A 19,181-nucleotide genomic window follows, 5' to 3' on the forward strand; every position below is an offset into this window, starting at 1 on the left:
GAGAAAAGGGATATTTACGGGGGAGCTTATGTCTAAAAAATTAGTAAAACCTATTTTAAATGGTATTTTATTTCTTGGCGTCTTTTTATTTGCTCATACATATTTAAAAAATGTTTCTTTTACTCGTTATTTACTTGTCGTTATACCAATGCTACTCATCGGAATGTTTGGCATTGATCTCATTTTATCCATTTTATTAAAGAAAGAAGAATAGCGAGCGAGGCCGTCCCCAAAAGGTATTTGGGACGGTTTTTCTTATTAATAAGCAGGTTATTATTGTCGTATTTTGTAGTTAATTCGATATTCCTTGTCGAATCGCTGATAAAATTCAAATTGTGGTCGATATATTCGAAAAATCGCCGATAAAATTTTATTTACCATTATGAGACATGAAAAAAGAGCTACTCTCATCAATTTTGGGACAAGCCTTTTTCATTTAATAATCACCTTATGTTACAATAAACTTCGGCACAAAGTGAGAAAGGATGAAACAACATGACAAACGAAAAAGGTTTAGATAAAGGGTACGAACTTGTTGCAAAAATGCATGAAGTATTCGGACATCCTGTGACAAATACCCCAACAAAATTAACAGAAGAGCGCGCAAAAATTCGTGCTAGCTTTATGCAAGAAGAGCTAGAAGAATTTCTAGCAGCAACAACTGTTGAAGATCAATACGATGCACTTATTGATCTTATTTACTTTGCATTCGGAACGTTTGCAGAAATGGGCGTACGTCCAGATAAAGGATTTGAAATTGTAAACAACGCTAACATGGCAAAACTATTCCCTGATGGGAAACCTCGCTTCCGTGAAGGCGACGGCAAAATTTTAAAACCTGAAGGCTGGCAAGCACCAGAACCACAACTTCGTGCTGAAATCGAACGCCAACGTCAAGAGATATTGGCAAACGCAGGTAAATAATGTAAGAGAAACTGCTAGGAATATTCTTAGCAGTTTTTTTGTACTATCATTCACAAATCATGAACTTCGTATTTTACTACTCAATACCACATTTCGAAATGCAAATATATTCTTCTTCAAAATAAAAAATCCCCTTGCGCACAAGAGAATTTTTTATGTAATTCATTAGTGTCCCACGTGTCCAGCATGCCCCGCTGCAGTTCCAGCTCCTCCACCGTACCAAATTTGTTGTTGCCCTTGTTGATGTTGCTGTACTTGATGATGTTGCTGCCCTTGGTGGTGATGTTGGCCTTGTTGATGTTGCTGCCCTTGGTGATGGTGTTGACCTTGATGATGGTGTTGACCTTGATGATGGTGTTGGCCTTGATGATGGTGTTGGCCTTGGTGGTGATGTTGGCCTTGGTGGTGATGTTGGCCTTGATGATGGTGTTGGCCTTGGTGTGTTTGAAAAAGAACAGCCTGCGGATGAATTTGGTGATGACCGTGGTGATGTACTTGTTGTTGATGGTGGCCGTGGTGCTGATGATGTACTTGTTGTTGATGGTGACCATGGTGCTGATGATGACCATGGTGCTGATGATGACCGTGCTGATGATGACCGTGGTGCTCATGGTGCACATGATGACCGTGAACACCTTGTGGGAAACCACCGATTCCACCAGCTACAACACCAACGCCAGGTACAGGAAATCCTGTTTGTACGCCTCCCACAAAGGATGGAAACGTAGTTGGCATACCTACAGGCACTCCCCCTTGTGCTCCTCCTACGAAAGATGGAGATGTAGTTGGCATACCTACAGGTACTCCTCCTTGTGCTCCTCCTACGAAAGATGGAAATGTAGTTGGCATACCTACAGGCACTCCTCCTTGTGCTCCTCCTACTAATGTCGGAATTCCTGTTTGTGCTCCAGCTACTGATGTTGGAAATCCTCCTTGTGTTCCCCCCATCCAACTTGGGATTCCACCATACCCGTGTTGGCCATCTCCTCCCATGAACATCATTTGTCCATAACTATCCGATCCACCTCCGAAAAAGCCATGCGGTGCATTATTGTCCATTCCTTTCATTCCTTTCACCTCTTCTGCTCAATTTAGCCTACCTTTTTTATCATATTTCTTATAGAAGAATAGGTGTTTGTCTATATGGGAATTCCGCGCCTTTTTCTTCGTTCTTCATTGATGAAGGTGATCCAGAGATTATTTTTTACATAAAAAAGCTCAGAGCATAAACGCTCTGAGCTTTTATTTAGCATTAATTAGTTTGCAACAACGTTAACAAGTTTTCCAGGAACGACAATTACTTTACGAACTGCTTTTCCTTCGATTTGTTCTTTAATTGCTTCAAGTGCAAGTTGTTCCATTTCTTCTTTTGATGCGTCTTTACTCATTGTTAATTTTGCGCGAACTTTGCCCATAATTTGAACAACGATTTCAACTTCATCTTCTACAAGTTTAGACTCATCAAATGTTGGCCAGCTTGCATATGTGATTGTTTCATTGTATCCAAGCTTGCTCCAAAGTTCTTCCCCGATATGAGGTGCAACTGGTGCAATCATTTTTACGAAACCTTCTACATATTCTTTCGGAAGTGTTTCAGCTTTGTATGCATCGTTGATGAATACCATCATTTGAGAAATCGCTGTGTTGAAGCGAAGCTCTGCATAGTCTTCTGTTACTTTCTTCACTGTTTGGTGGTAAGCTTTTTCAAGCTCTTTGTTTGGTGCATCAGTAATTTTCTCACTTAATTCACCGTTATCTTGAATGAATAGGCGCCATACGCGGTCTAGGAAACGACGAGCTCCGTCAAGACCATTTTCAGACCAAGCGATTGAAGCATCTAATGGTCCCATGAACATTTCGTATAGACGAAGTGTATCTGCACCGTGGCTTGCTACGATATCATCCGGGTTTACAACGTTACCTTTTGATTTACTCATTTTCTCGTTGTTTTCACCTAAGATCATACCTTGGTTGAATAATTGTTGGAACGGTTCTTTCGTTGGAACTACACCGATATCATATAATACTTTATGCCAGAAACGAGCATATAGTAAGTGAAGTACAGCGTGCTCTGCTCCGCCGATATAAATATCAACCGGAAGCCATTGTTTTACTTTTTCAGGATCTACAAGTGCTTCGCTGTTGTTTGGATCGATGTAGCGTAGGTAGTACCAGCAGCTACCAGCCCATTGTGGCATTGTATTTGTTTCACGACGACCTTTTTTACCAGTTTCAGAATCAACAACATTTACCCACTCTTCAATATTTGCAAGTGGTGACTCACCTGTACCTGAAGGACGGATGTTCTCTGTTTTCGGAAGAACTAATGGTAATTCCTCTTCTTTCACAGCTGTCATTGTACCATCTTCCCAATGGATTACCGGAATTGGCTCACCCCAGTAACGTTGACGGCTAAATAACCAGTCACGTAGACGGTACGTTACTTTTTGATTTCCTGCGCTTGTTACTTCAAGCCACTCAATCATTTTTACGATTGCTTCTTCTTTATTTAAACCATCAAGGAATGCTGAGTTTATGTGCGCACCATCGCCTGTATATGCTTCTTTCGAAATGTCTCCGCCTTTTACAACTTCCTTCATTGGAAGATTGAACGTTGATGCGAATTCATAATCACGCTCATCGTGAGCTGGAACTGCCATTACAGCACCTGTTCCGTAAGTTGCAAGAACATAGTCAGCGATCCAGATTGGTAATTTCTCACCATTTACTGGGTTGACTGCGTAAGCACCAGTGAATACACCAGTTTTCTCTTTCGCAAGTTCTGTACGTTCTAGGTCGCTCTTCATTTTTACAGAATTAATGTAAGCTTCTACAGCTTCTTTTTGCTCTGCTGTTGTAATGTCAGCAACAAGTGCATGCTCTGGAGCAAGTACACAGTAGCTTGCACCAAATAGTGTATCAGGACGCGTTGTGAAAACTGTAAATTTCTCATCTGTACCATCGATGTTGAAGTGTACTTCTGCACCTTCAGAACGACCGATCCAGTTACGCTGCATATCTTTTAAGCTTTCTGGCCAGTCAAGCTCATCTAGATCTTCTAATAGACGATCTCCGTAAGCTGTAATTTTTAACATCCACTGTCTCATCGGACGACGCTCAACTGGATGTCCACCACGCTCACTCTTACCGTCAATTATTTCTTCATTCGCAAGTACTGTACCAAGTGCTGGGCACCAGTTTACAGGTACTTCATCAACGTAAGCTAAACCTTTTTCAAATAGTTTTAGGAAGATCCATTGTGTCCACTTGTAGTAGGTTGGATCTGTTGTATTTACTTCACGATCCCAATCGTAAGAGAAACCTAATGCTTTAATTTGATTACGGAACGTATTAATATTAAGCTCTGTAAATTCTGCTGGGCTGTTTCCAGTATCAAGTGCATATTGCTCTGCTGGAAGACCGAATGCATCCCATCCCATTGGATGAAGAACGTTATACCCTTGCATACGCTTCATACGAGATAAAATATCTGTCGCTGTATATCCTTCTGGATGCCCTACGTGTAAGCCTGCACCTGATGGATATGGGAACATATCTAGTGCATAAAATTTTGGTTTTTCTGTCTCATCTGGCGTACGGAATGTTTTATTCTCTTCCCAATGACCTTGCCACTTCTTCTCAATTTTTTGATGATTAAAGCTCATGAGATATCCTCCTTGAAATTCGATTTATTTTCACCGCCCAAAATACAAAAAACCTCTCATCCCTAGAAAGGGACGAGAGGTTATAGATTCCCGCGGTACCACCCTAAATTAATGTAATAAATACATTCGCTTAGATCCGTAACGTGGATTAACGGCAATTGCTACTAATGATTTCACAACTGCAACTCAAAGGCGAGTTCATAACGAAACGTGGATTGACTTGCACCGACCGTCAACTCTCTAAACCAGCTTCTATTACTACTACTCCTTCTCACTGTTATTACAAATATGAGTTAATTAAATATATTCTAAAACATGTTGCATGTTCCGTCAAACTAAACTGCAATTTTTTCTTCAACTGTTTCTTCTACTTTTACTCGTCTATCATAAATACTCGTTGCTATAAGCGCTACTACAAGCATTACCATGATCGCAATAAACAATACTTCCATATTGTATAAGTCAACAATCGCTCCGCCAACGACCGGTCCGAACATTTTCCCTACAGTCGCTGCGCTATTTACAACACCTTGATAAAATCCTAGCTTATCTTTCGGCGCAAGTATATTTGCAATGGTTGGAATTGCCGGCCATACGAATAATTCACCAATTGTCAATGTCACCATCGCAACGAGGAACATCGTAAATTGCTGCGCTTGACTTAAAACAATAAACGACGCCGCAAAAATGATAATTCCAATCATAATTTGCTGTTTTAAAGAACGCTTCATCCAGCGAATCAGCATACTAACGAGCGGCTGCGCACAAACAATCATCGCCCCGTTTATCGTCCATAATAAACTGTAGTGACGAAGGCTAATATTTAACTCTTGCATATACGTCGCAATTGCCCCTTGCCACTGTACGTATGTAACCCAGCATAAAGCATATGCTACACATACGATTAGAAGCGCTTTGAAGCCAGGTGTAAGTGACCAACCTTTTTTCGTTTCGGCTTCTTTTTGTACCTCTTGCTCTTTTTTTGCTTCCATACCACGAAATCCAATAAACGCAATTAAGAAGAAAATAAAGTATAAAATAAAGTTCGCTAAGAAAATATAATCAAAACGATAAGACGCAACTAATCCACCGCACGCTGTTCCAATAGCAATACCAACATTTTGTCCAACATACATTGCATTGAACGCTCGTCTCCCGCCTTCTGGCCAAACCGTACCAACCATCGCATACATCGATGGAAACACCATTCCAGAACCGAATCCGATTAATGCTAGCCACACAACATATAACGGCCAACCATGGAAAAATACAAGACCTAAAATCGATACAAGTGTAATGACAATCCCTACTAAAATTGATTTATAACCGCCCCATTTATCAAATAAAACACCGCCGAGCAAGTTTCCGATTACACCAGTAAGCGAGTTGATCATTAATACCATTCCGGCTACTGATAAAGATTTCCCTAAACTATCATGTAAGTAAATTGTATTAAAAGGCCATAAAAAAGAAGCACCCGTGACATTAATAATCATCCCAGCTACTAATAGCCATACTTTCCTTGGCATAGTCTCCCCTCCTATTCTCTTTTTTTCGTTCATATATATAACAGTAAAATTGTAGTCGTTTTTAAATAGGAAGGCAACTGATTAATAGTTGATGAAATTCAGATAATAGCACAAAGACGATTAGAATGTATTCTAATCGTCTTTGTAAAATATTAATCTATAAACAATGGAATCGTTCCCTCGCGAAAGGTTATCCAACTTCCTTTTTACGTTTTGCACTTTCTTTAGCACTCCATTTAAATATTTTGTCTAGTAGAGAGTATATTCTCCCAGACTCCTTCGTTAATAATGGCCCTAACGACGCCAATATTAAAACATATAAGGCTGAGAATGGTTTAATCGTTGCCATTAAGCCACCCGCTATCCCGAGATTCGCGACAATAATGGAGAATTCCCCGCGTGATATAAGTGTTAAACCGATATTCGTAGAAGCCTTATGCGATAACCCGGCTTTACGCCCTGCAATCATTCCAGCTGTAAAATTACCGATAAGAGTAATGAAAACTGCTCCTAATGCCAACCATACTGCTCCTCCAAGCGAAAACGGATCTATACTTAAACCGAAGCTGAAGAAAAATATAGCTCCAAAGAAATCACGAAACGGGACGACGAGATGCTCGATTCGATCACTATGCTCTGTTTCTGAAAAGACGAGTCCTAATAATAATGCTCCAATCGCCTCAGCAACATGAATCGTTTCCGAGAATCCTGCTACAAAGAATAAAATAGCGAATATTACGATAATAAAAATTTCGTTTGACGAAATATCTAATACTTTATTTAGGAACGACGTAGCTTTTCTAGCGACCACAAAGAATAGTAACATATATCCTACTGCTATTAAAACAGATGTAAGGGCACCTACAAATGACGTTGCACCGCCGAGTACTAAACCTGAAACGACTGATAAATATACAGCTAAAAAGATGTCATCAAACATAATGATTCCTAAAATTAGCTCTGTCTCTTTATTACCAGATCTTCTTAAATCAACGATTACTTTCGCTACAATTGCACTCGATGAAATTGTAATGATTCCAGCAATAATTAATGTTTCTAGTAAGGGGAAGCCCATTATATATCCATAAAGTAAACCTAATATAAAATTAAGTGATATATGAACAGTTCCCCCAAGGGCAATCGACTTTCCTGATTTAATTAATTTTTTTATTGAGAATTCTAAGCCTAAGTAGAATAGGAGGAATATGACGCCAACACGGCCGAGGAAGGAAATAACTTCTCCGCTTTCAATAAACCTTAAATCGATAAGTCCTAAATCTGGGGCATGAGGCCCCACTAGCATACCGAGTATAATGAGAAACGGAATAATCGAGAACTTTAACTTTGCAGCGAGGATAGCTGCAAAAGCTACTAATACTAACGCAGTTCCAACTTCAAAAATTAAAGTATCCATCGATTACGAATCACCTCCTGCTGAAAGCAACTCATTAATAATTCTTTTCACTTCATGTCTTTCGCCCGATAATACGAGCATATCGCCAGCTTCAATGATAGAATTTGGGCCTGGATTAAAAAACTTCTTCATATTCTTTTTCAAAATAGCAATGATTGTTACGTTATATGTTTTTCTAACGTGTAAGCTACCAATTGTTTTTTGTACCACTGGTGCGTTATTTTCTACTTTAAACCATTCAATTGATAATCCTTCAAAAGCCATCTCAATCGTGTCTAAAGCTTGTGGTCTATATACCATCCCGCCTAATATAGCCGCAATTTGTCTTGCTTCAGAATCGTGAAGAGAAATGCTTGAAATACTCTCATCATGATCCGCATCAAAATGATACATTTCCCTTCTTCCATCATCATGAATAACAATAACCATTTTTTCATTACCCTTTGTTATCACTTCAAATTTACATCCAATGCCCGGTAGTTCACTCTCTCTAATATTCATATTCCCGCCTCCTAAAATTTTTTAGTTACGGCTCTTCCCTTTTACAAATCTACATCAATCTCTGTTTTAAACTTTTCATCTTTTGATATCCCTAAATACTTTAACGTTTCTGACGGAGTCGCGTGATGAAAATGTTTTTGCAACAGTGCGATTGCTATTCCTCTTTTATATGCATGAAATCCAAATGTTTTTCTCATTGAGTTCGTTCCAATCTTACCAAGTATTCCGACCGATTCAGCTGCGCTATGGATAACACGATACGCTTGTTGGCGTGAGATTGAATTTGTTGTTTTGTTAGATTGAAATACGTAGTTTTCTCTTTGAATATCAAAAGATTGTACGTACGCTAAAAGCGCATCTTTTACTTTTGTATTTAAATAAATATCTTGTTTAAATTTTTCATCTTTCACAGGAAGAGAATAAAATTCTTTAACAGTTCCATCTTCATTTAATACATCTTCAAATTTAATACTCAGTAGTTCTGTAATTTTTAATCCAGTGTTAATCCCAATAACAAATAAAAGATAATCTCGCTGCGAGTGTTCTTTTAAATATTCTTTCATAGCCTGAATGTGCTCTATATTCTTTAATGCCTCTACAACTTCCATACATGTATTCTCCTCATCTTATGAACGGTAATTTTCTCATTATGTTGTCCATTTTACCTTATCATGCTATGAGATTTCCATGTATTATCCATTACCTTTTAATTTTTTTTACACTATACAATTGGAGCGATATACTTTAATACACCTAAAAATTCTGGATATTTATGATTTGGAAACTTACTATTGTAAAAATACGTTGCGGTTAGAAAAATAACGAGGGATAAAGATGAAAATAGTAAAACTTCTTTTGACCTTAGCGCTATGCCTATAACTTCAAATAAAGACCCATCTTCTTTCTGCAAGTTGGATTCCTCCTTTCTTTTCCCCTACTTTATACATTTAGTTTATGTTACTTAATTATATTGTATACTACAATTAAGTAACGTATCAATGATTTTGTTATTTTTTCTGAAAATAACAAAAAAAAAAAAAAAAAAAAAAAAAAAAAAAAAAAAAAAAAAAAAAAAAAAAAAATAAAAAAAAATACCGAGCACCCTCTGCTCGGTATTTTTTTTTATTAATCTTCTTTCGGAAGAACAATTCCTTTATACAATTGAACTGTAATGAAGTAGTAAATCGCATAAATGACTACGAAAATTACAATTGGTATCCAAATACGGAAGTACGGATCGACTAAAATAAATCCGAAAATATTCATACCAACTAATACGTGGGCGATACCCACAATTGCCGGGAATAAGAATACTAAGAATAACTCTTTATAAATTGATTTTGTTAATAATTCACGGCGCACACCGATTTTACGAAGCATTTGATAGCGTGTAATATCTTTTGATGCACCAGAAAGAATTTTAAACATTAAGCAACTTGCCATCATCGCCAAGAAAGCAATTCCAAGGAAGAAGCCCATAAATACTGTTCCACTCGCAACACCATAGAACATATCGTAAGATTGATATTTGCTGTTCATTCTTTCAGCTGTTACATTTTTATATTTATCTAGCTGCAACTCGTCAAGTTTTTTCCATTCTTTTGTATATGTTAAAAAGTCATCTGTTTTTCCGATAAATGCTATACCTTCTTTACCATTTATCCCATCGTACGTTTTTTGATCTACAATCTTAATTGCATGATCTTCGTATATATAATATGGATGGATTGTACTAAAAGCATCTACCCATTCTTCTGAAAGTTCTTTAGCGTTCGCATCTTTTTCATTCATTTCTCTAGAAACTGCACCTACTGGTAGTTCCTCTGAAACTTTTTTCGTATTTACTAAATCCTTCATCGACTCCATATTTGCCATATCTCTTACTAAAGGACGATTTTTCTCTAAATCTTCTTTTACATAATAAACGTATTTATCATCCAATTTGTAACGATATTCACTTTTCTCTTTAAATGTAATACCGTCCAAAATTTTCTTTTCTTCAGCTGTTGGGTTATGAACTACTGAATCATATATTACTAAACCATCTACCATTTTTATAACGTTATTTTTAAACGCCATACCACCTGAAATTGCACCAGCTCCAAGAGCAACTAACATCGCTACCGTAGCAAGCACCTTTGTTAAACTATTAATACGGAAATTTAATTGTGCAAAAGTAAAAGCGTTAAGCCCTTTTTCACTACGTTTTTTATTACTCTTTAACTTTTTAATAATGACCGGGAGAAGTGATCCAAATAGCATGTAAGTACCGGCTGTTGTTGTAATTAATGCAATTATAATTCCCATTTCTTTCAGTTTATCCATATAAATCATAGATGCATAGCCAATTCCTAATAAAATAACGGCAAAGAATGCAACTACACCTGTCATTTTTCCTTTTACTGCCACACGCTCTGTTTGTGCATCTGCATGTACAAGCTGCAGTACAGAAATACGTGATAACTTAATACTGTTCATAATTGCCGATAATACAAATAGTGCGAAGAAGAAAATACATGTAATAGTCATTGAGGGGATATAAAATGCTTTATAGCCATCACCAGCAAATTCAAGCTGCTTCATTAATAATTGCCCAATACCCCCGGCAAGTCCTACACCAACTGCAATTCCAATCACAAGAGACGCAGCACCTAATACGATTGTTTCAATGAACATAAGTAATGTAACTTTATGCTTTTTCGCACCTAACATCATGTACATGCCAAACTCTTTTTGGCGAAGAGATAGTAAGAAAGAGTTTGCATATAAAATGTAGAAGAACGTTATAATTGCTAATAGAAATGAACCTGCTTGGAATACGAAGCCAATAGACTTAATGACAGAATTGGATTCAATAAACGCTTTATTCAGCGCTAACGTTTGAAACATATAAAAAATTGAAATAGACATAACAAGACCGACAAGTAAGACGATATAATCCTTTAGCTTACTTTTCAGCCCTGACATGGAAAGTTTAAATAACATGCCTGAGAACCTCCTTTCTTACGCTTTTTGCGTACCTAAATCTGCAAGCACATCTAAAATTTCTTTATAAAACTCTTCACGCGTACCACCGCGGTGAATTTCTTTATATAGCTCACCATCTTGAATGAATAAAATACGCTGACAGTAACTTGCACTGTACGGATCATGCGTAACCATCATAATCGATACACCTTGTTCTTCATTTAAGTTTGTCATCGCATCAAGTAAACTTGCTGCATTTTTAGAATCAAGAGCTCCTGTTGGCTCGTCCCCTAAAATAATTGCTGGCTCATGTACTAACGCACGTGCTGCTGCTGAACGCTGTTTTTGTCCACCAGATACTTCAGTTGGATACTTTTGAAGGATTGCTGAAATCCCTAACATATCTGCTACTTTTTCTACTTTCGGCCCAATATTACGTGATGAAACACCTTGAAGTGAAAGTGGAAGTGCAATGTTTTCATAAATAGATAAGTTCTCTAATAAGTTAAAATCTTGGAAGATGAACCCTAATTTTTGTGAACGGAAATCAGAAAGCTCACCTTGCTTCATTTTCGTAATGTCCGTACCCGCAATTTCAACAACGCCGCCTGTTGCTTTATCTAACGTTGAAATTACATTTAATAATGTCGTTTTACCAGAACCAGATGGTCCCATAATCCCGACAAACTCACCCTCTTGAATTGAGAATGATACACCTTTTAACGCGTGTGATTGGTTCTCACCTTTTTTACCGTACACTTTTTGAACGTTTTTCACGTCTACAACTGGTTTCGTCATATATATCCTCCTACGTTTGTTTTTCCATTACCTATTTTGCTCCTTTCTGGGATTAACTGCTATTTATTAACATTACATTTACCTTACACTTTTGTAATGAAAAAAAACCAGGTCATAATACGACCTGGTTTACTCTGATTGCTTCGATTTTTGAGGTTGTCCTTTTTTACTGTTACGCTGTTTCACTTGAACCACTGGATCAAGTTCATTTGAAAATTCAGCGTTATGTCCATTTTGTGTTTTTTGCTCTGGATTATTTTGATCTGAACGTTTCGCCATTACATTCACTCCTTATTAGTGCGGTGTAATAATCATTTGATGTTGCAATTGGCGAATTGCCATACGTGCTCTATTTAACTGCTCACGCTGCTCATCATTCGCATGTTGCTGCATCGTTTGTAAGTCATTATATGCTTGTTCTAATTGCAACTGCGCATCTGAATACTCCATCGTATTGTAATGCTCTTGTCTCATGCCTTGGTCTAATTGTTCTTTCGCATATTCCACCGCTTCTTCCGCTTGTGTAATATACGATTCAAGTGATTGACGCTCTGCCATACTTGTCCCTCCTTGCTTCAATTCTCCTTTAGTGTGTCCCTTCCATATGAACCTTATGAGTATGTTATAATGGATTTTGTTTCATTTTGACTCGTCTTAGGAGGGAAAATAATGAAGGTTCAAAACCCTTTTCCATATACAAATGACAATAAACGTTATCATACATGGAATTACCACTTACGAAATGAATTTGGTGAAAAAATCTTTAAAGTTTCATTAGACGCCGGCTTTGATTGCCCAAACCGTGACGGCACAGTCGCTTACGGAGGCTGCACATTTTGTAGTGCCGCTGGATCTGGTGACTTTGCAGGTGATCGCCGCGATGATGTAATAACGCAATATCATGAAATGAAAGAAAAAATGCACGCAAAGTGGAAAGACGGAAAATGTATCGCTTATTTCCAGGCCTATACAAATACACATGCTCCACTTGAAGTGTTAAAAGAAAAATTCGAACCGCTTCTAGCAGAAAAAGACGTTGTCGGTCTTTCTATTGCGACTCGTCCAGATTGCTTACCTGACGATGTTGTTGAATATTTAGCGGATTTAAATAAACGCACTTACCTTTGGGTTGAACTCGGATTGCAAACTGTTCATGAGCGCACCGCAAACCTTATTAATCGCGCTCACGATTATCCATCTTATGTGGAAGGCGTAAATAAATTACGCAAGCACGGCATTAGAGTTTGCTCGCATATTATTAACGGTCTTCCCCTTGAAGATTACGACATGATGATGGAAACAACTCGTGAAGTTGCAAAGCTTGACATACAAGGAATTAAAATTCATTTACTTCATTTGTTAAAAGGAACGCCAATGGTGAAGCAATATGAAAAAGGACAACTAGAATTCTTATCTCTTGAAGATTACGTAAGTCTCGTTGTCGACCAACTTGAAATTATTCCAGAAGACGTAATTGTGCACCGCATCACAGGCGACGGTCCGCCTGATTTAATGATTGGCCCAATGTGGAGCTTAAATAAATGGGAAGTATTAAATTCCATCGATGCAGAATTTGTACGCCGCGGAAGCTGGCAAGGAAAATATGCAAATGAGGAGAAACAAAAATGAAATTAGAACGTGTATTACCGTTTGCTCGCATGCTACTGCAAACAGCAGTAAAAGAAGGTGATTACGCTGTAGATGCAACACTTGGCAATGGACATGACACTTGCTTCCTAGCTGAAATCGTTGGAGATAACGGAAAAGTATTTGGATTTGATATTCAAAAAGAAGCAATCGAAAGTTCGACTATCCGCCTGAAAGAAAAAGAACTTTTCGAACGTACTGTTTTGGTTCATGATAGTCACGATACACTTCTATCCATATTACCGGACGACGCAAAGGAAAAAGTAACAGGGGCAATATTCAACTTAGGTTACCTTCCTGGTGGAGACAAACATATCATCACAAAACCGAACTCAACACTCTCGGCGATTGAACAGTTACTAGAAGTAATGGCACCTGAAGGTATCATCGTCCTTGTTATTTATCACGGACATCCAGAAGGACAAGTAGAACGTGACGCTGTACTTAAATTCGCAGAAGAACTAGATCAAAAACAAGCTCACGTTTTGCGATACGGCTTCATTAACCAGCAAAATAACCCGCCATTTATTGTGGCGATTGAGAAGCGATAATTATATCAACGATTTTTCAATTATATCTATCATAACTCCGGATATATCAACGGTTTTTTCAATATATCTATCGTAACTTCAAATATATCAACGATTTTATCGATATATCGATTCTTCGACAAAACATAACAAAAAAAGACGTGCACTCATTGCACGTCTTTTTCTTATTCTCCTATATAATGGATATATACAATACATAGGAGAAAGAAGGATAGAACTTTGCTAGTAGAACTAAGTGGAATACAAAAGAAGTACAGCAAATCACTCATACTAGACAACATCGATTTATCCATTCCAGAAGGAGAAGCACTCGCTATTATTGGCGGGAACGGGACTGGAAAAAGTACTCTACTCAAAATAATTGCAGGATTTATTTCACCTACGGCAGGGACACTTCAAAGAAAAGAACATATACAAATCGGATATGTACCTGAACATTTTCCAGAAGAAATTCGTTTTACATTAGAGGATTATTTATATCATCTCGGCCACATTCACGGTTTATCAACAAAATATTTAAGAAATAAAATTCCGATCCTCCTTGAATCTTTTCATTTACATCATGCAAAGCATTCCGTTGTACGTAACTTTTCAAAAGGTATGAAACAAAAAACAGGCATTATGCAAGCGTTACTTACAGACGTCCATTTATTAATTTTAGACGAACCTCTTTCTGGTCTCGATCCTAACTCTCAGCAAGAACTAGAGCATATTTTACTTTCATTAAAACAACAAGGTATATCTGTACTCTTCACATGTCACGAAAAACAACTACTAGAAAACTTCGCCGATAGAATTGTGACATTAGCTAATCATACAATCGCGGAAGATACCTCTTTGCAAAAATCAATAGAGCAAGTCTATATTGAGGCGATTGTTCACGAAACATTTTCAGCGATAGAACTACGAAAACAATCAGGATTTATACACGTTACACACAATTCAAATCAAAATCTCATTCAATTACAAATCGAAAAAGAGTACACAAACGAAATACTCCAGTTTTTATTACATAAAAAAGCATCCATCACACTGCTACAACCTAATTTTTAAATCGAAAGAAGGTTTATTATGTTTGCACTTATTCGTTACCATTTTCTCGACTACACGAAATCATATAAGTACGTCCCTCCTATTGCAATGTACTTTGTGAGCTTACTTTTTGTATATACATATAAACCGACTCCTATTGTACCAACATATTTAGAAACAGCACTCGCACTTTATTTATTATCTGCCTGGATTACGGTCACGATTTTTCATACAGAAGACCCTGTGCAAGAGCAAATCACTATTTCACATACAAATAATATTTCCGCATTATACGTTGGTAAATATATTACGGCTCTTCTTATTTGTACTGTTTTATCTTTTATATCCGTAATCTATCCAATTATTTTGCAAATGTTCAATGAAAAAATGACAGCCTCTTTATTTCTAGTCGGATTTTTCGCTCATATGTCTTTATCTATACTAGGGATTTCAATCGCAACATTATTTACAAGAAATATTATTCAAAAAGCAAGCACCGCTTGGCTTAGTCTTACATTTATATTACTTATGACGATTGCTTCAATCCGTTTTAAAACAGAGCTACTATGGTTTTTACCACCTGTCGAAAGCTTTTTAATGCTTGGGCAATACAAATATAATATACTTACTCACACTCTATGGCTCACAGCTTGGGCTATCGTATATTCATTTTTATTACTTACTTTATTTCTTTTCCTCGTTCGCAGAAAACGTTTTTGATTACATATTAAGGGGGACAAAATAATGATTGGAATACTAGCAGGAATGGGACCAAAATCAACTGGGCCATTCGTCGATACCGTTGTAGCACAATGCCAAACAATATACGGAGCAAAGCATGATATGGACTTTCCTCATATGATGATTTATTCTTGTCCAACACCATTTTACATAGATCGGCCTATTGATCATATAGCGATGAAAAAGGCGATTATTGAAGGTGCACAAAAACTTGAAAGTACTGGTGTAGATTTCATCGCAATGCCATGTAATACGGCGCATCTTTATTTCGAGGAATTAAAGCGTTCTATTACCATTCCTATTTTGAATATAGTCGATGAGACGTTAAAAGCAATTCCTGAAAATACAAAAAGAGTCGCTCTTCTCGCAACAGAAGCGACTGTTCAAGCAGGTATTTACCAAGACGGGATTATAAAACGTAATATAGAGTACATTCATAATGAACAATGGCAAGAAATGATTAATCAAATTATTACTTGTATTAAAGGCGGAGAAATTGAGGAAGCTCGCAAATTATGGAGTGTGCTCGTTTTACAGTTAAAAGACGAAGTAGATACCGCTATTATCGCATGTACCGATTTGAATGTGGTGGTGAGTGAGGACTTTGTTGATTCCGCTCAATGTCTTGCGAAAGCAGTTGTTAGGATGTATGCATCAAATATAAAAAGGTCTTCATAAACATAGAACACATCCCTTTTGAAATGTGTTTTGTGTTTGATAAAAATCCCCAAAACTTTTAACATTTTTCACAATTCTTTCAAAATATCCACACTTAATCTCGCTATATTAAATAAGTAGTTTATTCATATAGGGAAGGTTAGGGGAACTGCAGTATGAAACAAAATCGTTCACTTCATTACATTTTTTGGCGTTGGCATTTTTATGCTGGACTTTTTATTACGCCGCTTCTTATTACTTTGTCACTGAGCGGAATTGGGTATTTATTTCGGGAAGAAGTTGAAGATTTCATCTATAAAGATTTATATTTTGGGAAGAGCGCCCAAACAGAATCTATTTCGATGTCTGATTCTATTTCATTAACAGAGAAAAAATATCCACATTATAGTGTGGCGAAAATTAGTGAGTTTAATGGGGATTATAATACGAGACTTACAATCGCAAATGAATATACAGGAACGCAAAAATACGTTTATTTAGATAGCAATAATCAAATTGTCGGAGATCAAAACGCAAGTGAAACGTTTGCCAATATAATGCGGGAACTACATAGTTCTCTTTTAGTTGGTGGCACTGTCGTCAATTATATTGTAGAACTTGCGGCGTGCTGGACAATCTTTTTGATTATAACTGGGTTGTATATGAGTATACGCCAATTCAAAAACACACCATCATCCAATAAGCGAGAAAAAGCAAAACGATGTCATTCTATTATCGGTATTATATTTACAATTCCTCTCGTTCTGTTAATCGCAACTGGATTGCCGTGGTCTGGATTTATGGGTAACCAAATTTATAAAATTGCATCGTCGAATGAAGCGCTCGGATATCCAAAATTGTATATGGCACCTCCTGAATCAAAGGTAAAAGAGTTGCCATGGGCAACAAGAAAAGAAGCTCCTCCGGAATCTAACTCAAGTGAGCCAAAAATAATTTCAATTGATGAGTTACAACAAGGGATTGAAATAAAGAAGCCATATGTTATCTCACTACCGACTGATCCGAAAGGTGTATTCACTGTTTCGAAATCAAGTGGTTCTGGTATTACGGGCATGCACGTGGCACCAAATGAAGAGATAACAGCTTACTTTGATCAATATAGCGGAAAACTTATTTCAAAAACGGACTATCGTGATTATGGATTATTTGCACGATGGTTCACTTACGGTATCCCGCTTCACGAAGGACATTTATTCGGATGGCCAAATAAAATATTATGCTTACTAACGACATTATCTTTATTACTTCTCATTTATTACGGAATAAAAATGTGGTTAGCAAGAAAACCGAAAGGCAAATTAGCAGCACCACCAAAACAAAAAGATAAGAAAAGCATATTCGTTTTCTTTATCATGATGGTTATACTAGGCACTGTAATGCCTTTATTCGGACTATCTGTTTTAGCTATCTTCACAATCGAACTTCTCATATACGTAATTTCAAAAATACGATCATAATAAAGTGAAACTTTAATCAGTGGGGGTTTTGTCCACCCCCCACTGATTATTAGTTGAACCAATCGGGCTTTTACGGGCAGTTGATCTCCCACCTAACTCCTTCGCATTCGCCGAATTTTGAGGTGGGAGTCTTACTGCCCGTTAATGCGGGATAAAAAGAAAACCACTCAACATGAGTGGTTTTCTTCGTCACTGCGCCATTTTCTTTCGGTACATCTTCCCGTTCCAGTAGAAGAATCGTGAAGTGAGCCCTCCGTATTTTACAATGCGCCGTGCCATTTTGTGCATATTCTTTTGTGCTGATACTTTTTGGTCTGATAAATAAATACCAAGTAACCCTCGGCTTATGAGACGGTGAAACTTCGCATGAGGCAGATCACCAATACTCTTCTCTGCTTCTTCTACAAAATGTTTCATACGATCTAATATAGCTTGCTCGTTTTCATAATAACTACAGAAATTCAAATCCCCGCCCATACGGTCTTCTTCTTGATCGATGAAATAATCAAGTAAAATGTGAAGTCCTTGTACGTAAGGAAAATATCCTTGTCTAATTTTCGCAATATCTTCATCATGTAATTCATCATGAAACGCATATGCTACAAGACAGAAAATCCCAAGCGTAGAACCTGCACACGCTGAAAACTCAAACCAACTCATCTGCGGTAAATTTTCTTTATGTGCTTCAAACCATGTTTTTAAGCGTGGTTCTCTTTCTTCTAACTTCACATGTTTATGAATTTGCAAATCACAATAATAACAAGCAAGCTCATGAAGAATTGGAGCAATTTTATCATAATGCTTCGTTTTCTTTAAAACATCCTGACACGTTTCAACGAGCTCATCTAAATAACCACCATCATCTTGATCATCACGATAACGATAATAATTACCGCCTCCTTCAACTTCAGGACTTAATGCCATTACCATCGACTCATGAAGAGCCGCAAAGTCTTTCGGATCAAGTGATGTACTACGGTCACATAAATTATCCAAATAGTCGCTAATCGTTTGATATGCTACGATAAAACGAATACATTCCTCTCGATGTTCATTTGCTAGCAGCGCTAAAATGCCACCGCCCTCGCAATGAAACGTTTTATTCTCAATACTTGCGATTGCCTGACTATGAAGCTCGTCATTCGGAATATGGTAGGCACGCTCTTTCCACATCGCTAGCTCATGGTGTACAACCGGAAACACATCACGGTATACTTTCGCCATGAGCGTTATGGGATTACTCGGTACGTTCACTTCTTCCTTCATCTCCTCTGTTA

Annotated in this window: 20 protein-coding genes and 1 other annotated feature; of the genes, 8 read left to right on the forward strand and 12 right to left on the reverse strand. The window is 37.4% G+C overall.

The annotated features are described in order from the left end of the window. The first annotated feature begins 28 nt into the window (after nucleotides 1-28). Complete coding sequence (locus MHI07_RS22255) at nucleotides 29-214, forward strand: hypothetical protein (protein ID WP_044737517.1); 186 nt, start codon at nucleotides 29-31, stop codon at nucleotides 212-214. Between the two features lie 281 nt (nucleotides 215-495). Beyond that, complete coding sequence (locus MHI07_RS22260; protein WP_340826352.1) at nucleotides 496-924, forward strand: HAD family hydrolase; 429 nt, start codon at nucleotides 496-498, stop codon at nucleotides 922-924. Nucleotides 925-1,089: 165 nt separating this feature from the next. Here the strand turns inward: MHI07_RS22260 and MHI07_RS22265 are convergent, their stop codons facing one another. The 11 genes from MHI07_RS22265 to MHI07_RS22315 form a co-directional block, all read right to left on the reverse strand. Next, entirely contained in the window at nucleotides 1,090-1,992 is a 903-nt protein-coding gene (locus MHI07_RS22265) for a VrrB protein (protein WP_340826354.1), read from the reverse strand. Between the two features lie 188 nt (nucleotides 1,993-2,180). Continuing rightward, nucleotides 2,181-4,589: a leucine--tRNA ligase gene (gene leuS, locus MHI07_RS22270; RefSeq protein WP_340826357.1), complete on the reverse strand. Its 2,409-nt coding sequence runs from the start codon at nucleotides 4,587-4,589 to the stop codon at nucleotides 2,181-2,183. A 65-nt stretch (nucleotides 4,590-4,654) separates the two neighbouring features. Further along, nucleotides 4,655-4,873: a binding site (T-box leader), on the reverse strand. 51 nt (nucleotides 4,874-4,924) lie between these two features. Then, the gene (locus tag MHI07_RS22275) at nucleotides 4,925-6,118 is read right to left on the reverse strand and encodes an MDR family MFS transporter (RefSeq protein WP_016106406.1); all 1,194 of its coding nucleotides are present in this window, start codon (nucleotides 6,116-6,118) and stop codon (nucleotides 4,925-4,927) included. Nucleotides 6,119-6,308: 190 nt separating this feature from the next. Continuing rightward, nucleotides 6,309-7,532: a cation:proton antiporter gene (locus tag MHI07_RS22280; RefSeq protein WP_215554474.1), complete on the reverse strand. Its 1,224-nt coding sequence runs from the start codon at nucleotides 7,530-7,532 to the stop codon at nucleotides 6,309-6,311. A gap of 3 nt (nucleotides 7,533-7,535) precedes the next feature. Next, the gene (locus MHI07_RS22285; protein WP_340826362.1) at nucleotides 7,536-8,033 is read right to left on the reverse strand and encodes a cation:proton antiporter regulatory subunit; all 498 of its coding nucleotides are present in this window, start codon (nucleotides 8,031-8,033) and stop codon (nucleotides 7,536-7,538) included. 41 nt (nucleotides 8,034-8,074) lie between these two features. Then, on the reverse strand, nucleotides 8,075-8,641 hold the full coding sequence (locus MHI07_RS22290; RefSeq protein WP_340826364.1) for a tyrosine-type recombinase/integrase: 567 nt from the start codon (nucleotides 8,639-8,641) through the stop codon (nucleotides 8,075-8,077). 113 nt (nucleotides 8,642-8,754) lie between these two features. Then, nucleotides 8,755-8,943: a hypothetical protein gene (locus tag MHI07_RS22295; protein WP_002123196.1), complete on the reverse strand. Its 189-nt coding sequence runs from the start codon at nucleotides 8,941-8,943 to the stop codon at nucleotides 8,755-8,757. Nucleotides 8,944-9,158: 215 nt separating this feature from the next. After that, entirely contained in the window at nucleotides 9,159-11,018 is a 1,860-nt protein-coding gene (locus tag MHI07_RS22300) for an ABC transporter permease (RefSeq protein WP_340826367.1), read from the reverse strand. An 18-nt stretch (nucleotides 11,019-11,036) separates the two neighbouring features. Further along, nucleotides 11,037-11,798, reverse strand: coding sequence for an ABC transporter ATP-binding protein (locus tag MHI07_RS22305; protein WP_002112390.1), 762 nt, complete (start codon nucleotides 11,796-11,798; stop codon nucleotides 11,037-11,039). 129 nt (nucleotides 11,799-11,927) lie between these two features. Then, nucleotides 11,928-12,077: a hypothetical protein gene (locus MHI07_RS22310; protein ID WP_001129344.1), complete on the reverse strand. Its 150-nt coding sequence runs from the start codon at nucleotides 12,075-12,077 to the stop codon at nucleotides 11,928-11,930. A gap of 15 nt (nucleotides 12,078-12,092) precedes the next feature. Continuing rightward, on the reverse strand, nucleotides 12,093-12,356 hold the full coding sequence (locus MHI07_RS22315; RefSeq protein ID WP_002112394.1) for a YtzC family protein: 264 nt from the start codon (nucleotides 12,354-12,356) through the stop codon (nucleotides 12,093-12,095). Between the two features lie 111 nt (nucleotides 12,357-12,467). Between MHI07_RS22315 and MHI07_RS22320 the strand changes: the two genes are divergently transcribed. The 6 genes from MHI07_RS22320 to MHI07_RS22345 all read left to right on the forward strand — a co-directional run bounded on the left by MHI07_RS22320 (nucleotide 12,468) and on the right by MHI07_RS22345 (nucleotide 17,904). Then, the gene (locus tag MHI07_RS22320; RefSeq protein ID WP_002160156.1) at nucleotides 12,468-13,427 is read left to right on the forward strand and encodes a TIGR01212 family radical SAM protein; all 960 of its coding nucleotides are present in this window, start codon (nucleotides 12,468-12,470) and stop codon (nucleotides 13,425-13,427) included. Further along, nucleotides 13,424-13,996: a class I SAM-dependent methyltransferase gene (locus tag MHI07_RS22325; protein WP_340826372.1), complete on the forward strand. Its 573-nt coding sequence runs from the start codon at nucleotides 13,424-13,426 to the stop codon at nucleotides 13,994-13,996. The genes MHI07_RS22320 and MHI07_RS22325 overlap by 4 nt, the downstream gene beginning before the upstream one ends. 219 nt (nucleotides 13,997-14,215) lie before the next feature. Continuing rightward, nucleotides 14,216-15,049: an ABC transporter ATP-binding protein gene (locus MHI07_RS22330; protein WP_340826374.1), complete on the forward strand. Its 834-nt coding sequence runs from the start codon at nucleotides 14,216-14,218 to the stop codon at nucleotides 15,047-15,049. A gap of 18 nt (nucleotides 15,050-15,067) precedes the next feature. After that, nucleotides 15,068-15,748 (forward strand): ABC transporter permease, encoded by a 681-nt coding sequence (locus MHI07_RS22335; protein ID WP_340826377.1) that lies wholly within the window; start codon nucleotides 15,068-15,070, stop codon nucleotides 15,746-15,748. Nucleotides 15,749-15,772: 24 nt separating this feature from the next. After that, nucleotides 15,773-16,447 (forward strand): aspartate/glutamate racemase family protein, encoded by a 675-nt coding sequence (locus tag MHI07_RS22340; RefSeq protein WP_016106416.1) that lies wholly within the window; start codon nucleotides 15,773-15,775, stop codon nucleotides 16,445-16,447. A gap of 155 nt (nucleotides 16,448-16,602) precedes the next feature. After that, the gene (locus MHI07_RS22345) at nucleotides 16,603-17,904 is read left to right on the forward strand and encodes a PepSY-associated TM helix domain-containing protein (RefSeq protein WP_340826380.1); all 1,302 of its coding nucleotides are present in this window, start codon (nucleotides 16,603-16,605) and stop codon (nucleotides 17,902-17,904) included. 189 nt (nucleotides 17,905-18,093) lie between these two features. Here the strand turns inward: MHI07_RS22345 and MHI07_RS22350 are convergent, their stop codons facing one another. Continuing rightward, on the reverse strand, nucleotides 18,094-19,158 hold the full coding sequence (locus MHI07_RS22350; RefSeq protein WP_002160150.1) for a tetraprenyl-beta-curcumene synthase family protein: 1,065 nt from the start codon (nucleotides 19,156-19,158) through the stop codon (nucleotides 18,094-18,096). Nucleotides 19,159-19,181: the final 23 nt, after the last annotated feature.

The sequence above is a fragment of the Bacillus sp. FSL H8-0545 genome (assembly GCF_038006105.1).
Lineage (GTDB): Bacteria > Bacillota > Bacilli > Bacillales > Bacillaceae_G > Bacillus_A > Bacillus_A cereus_U.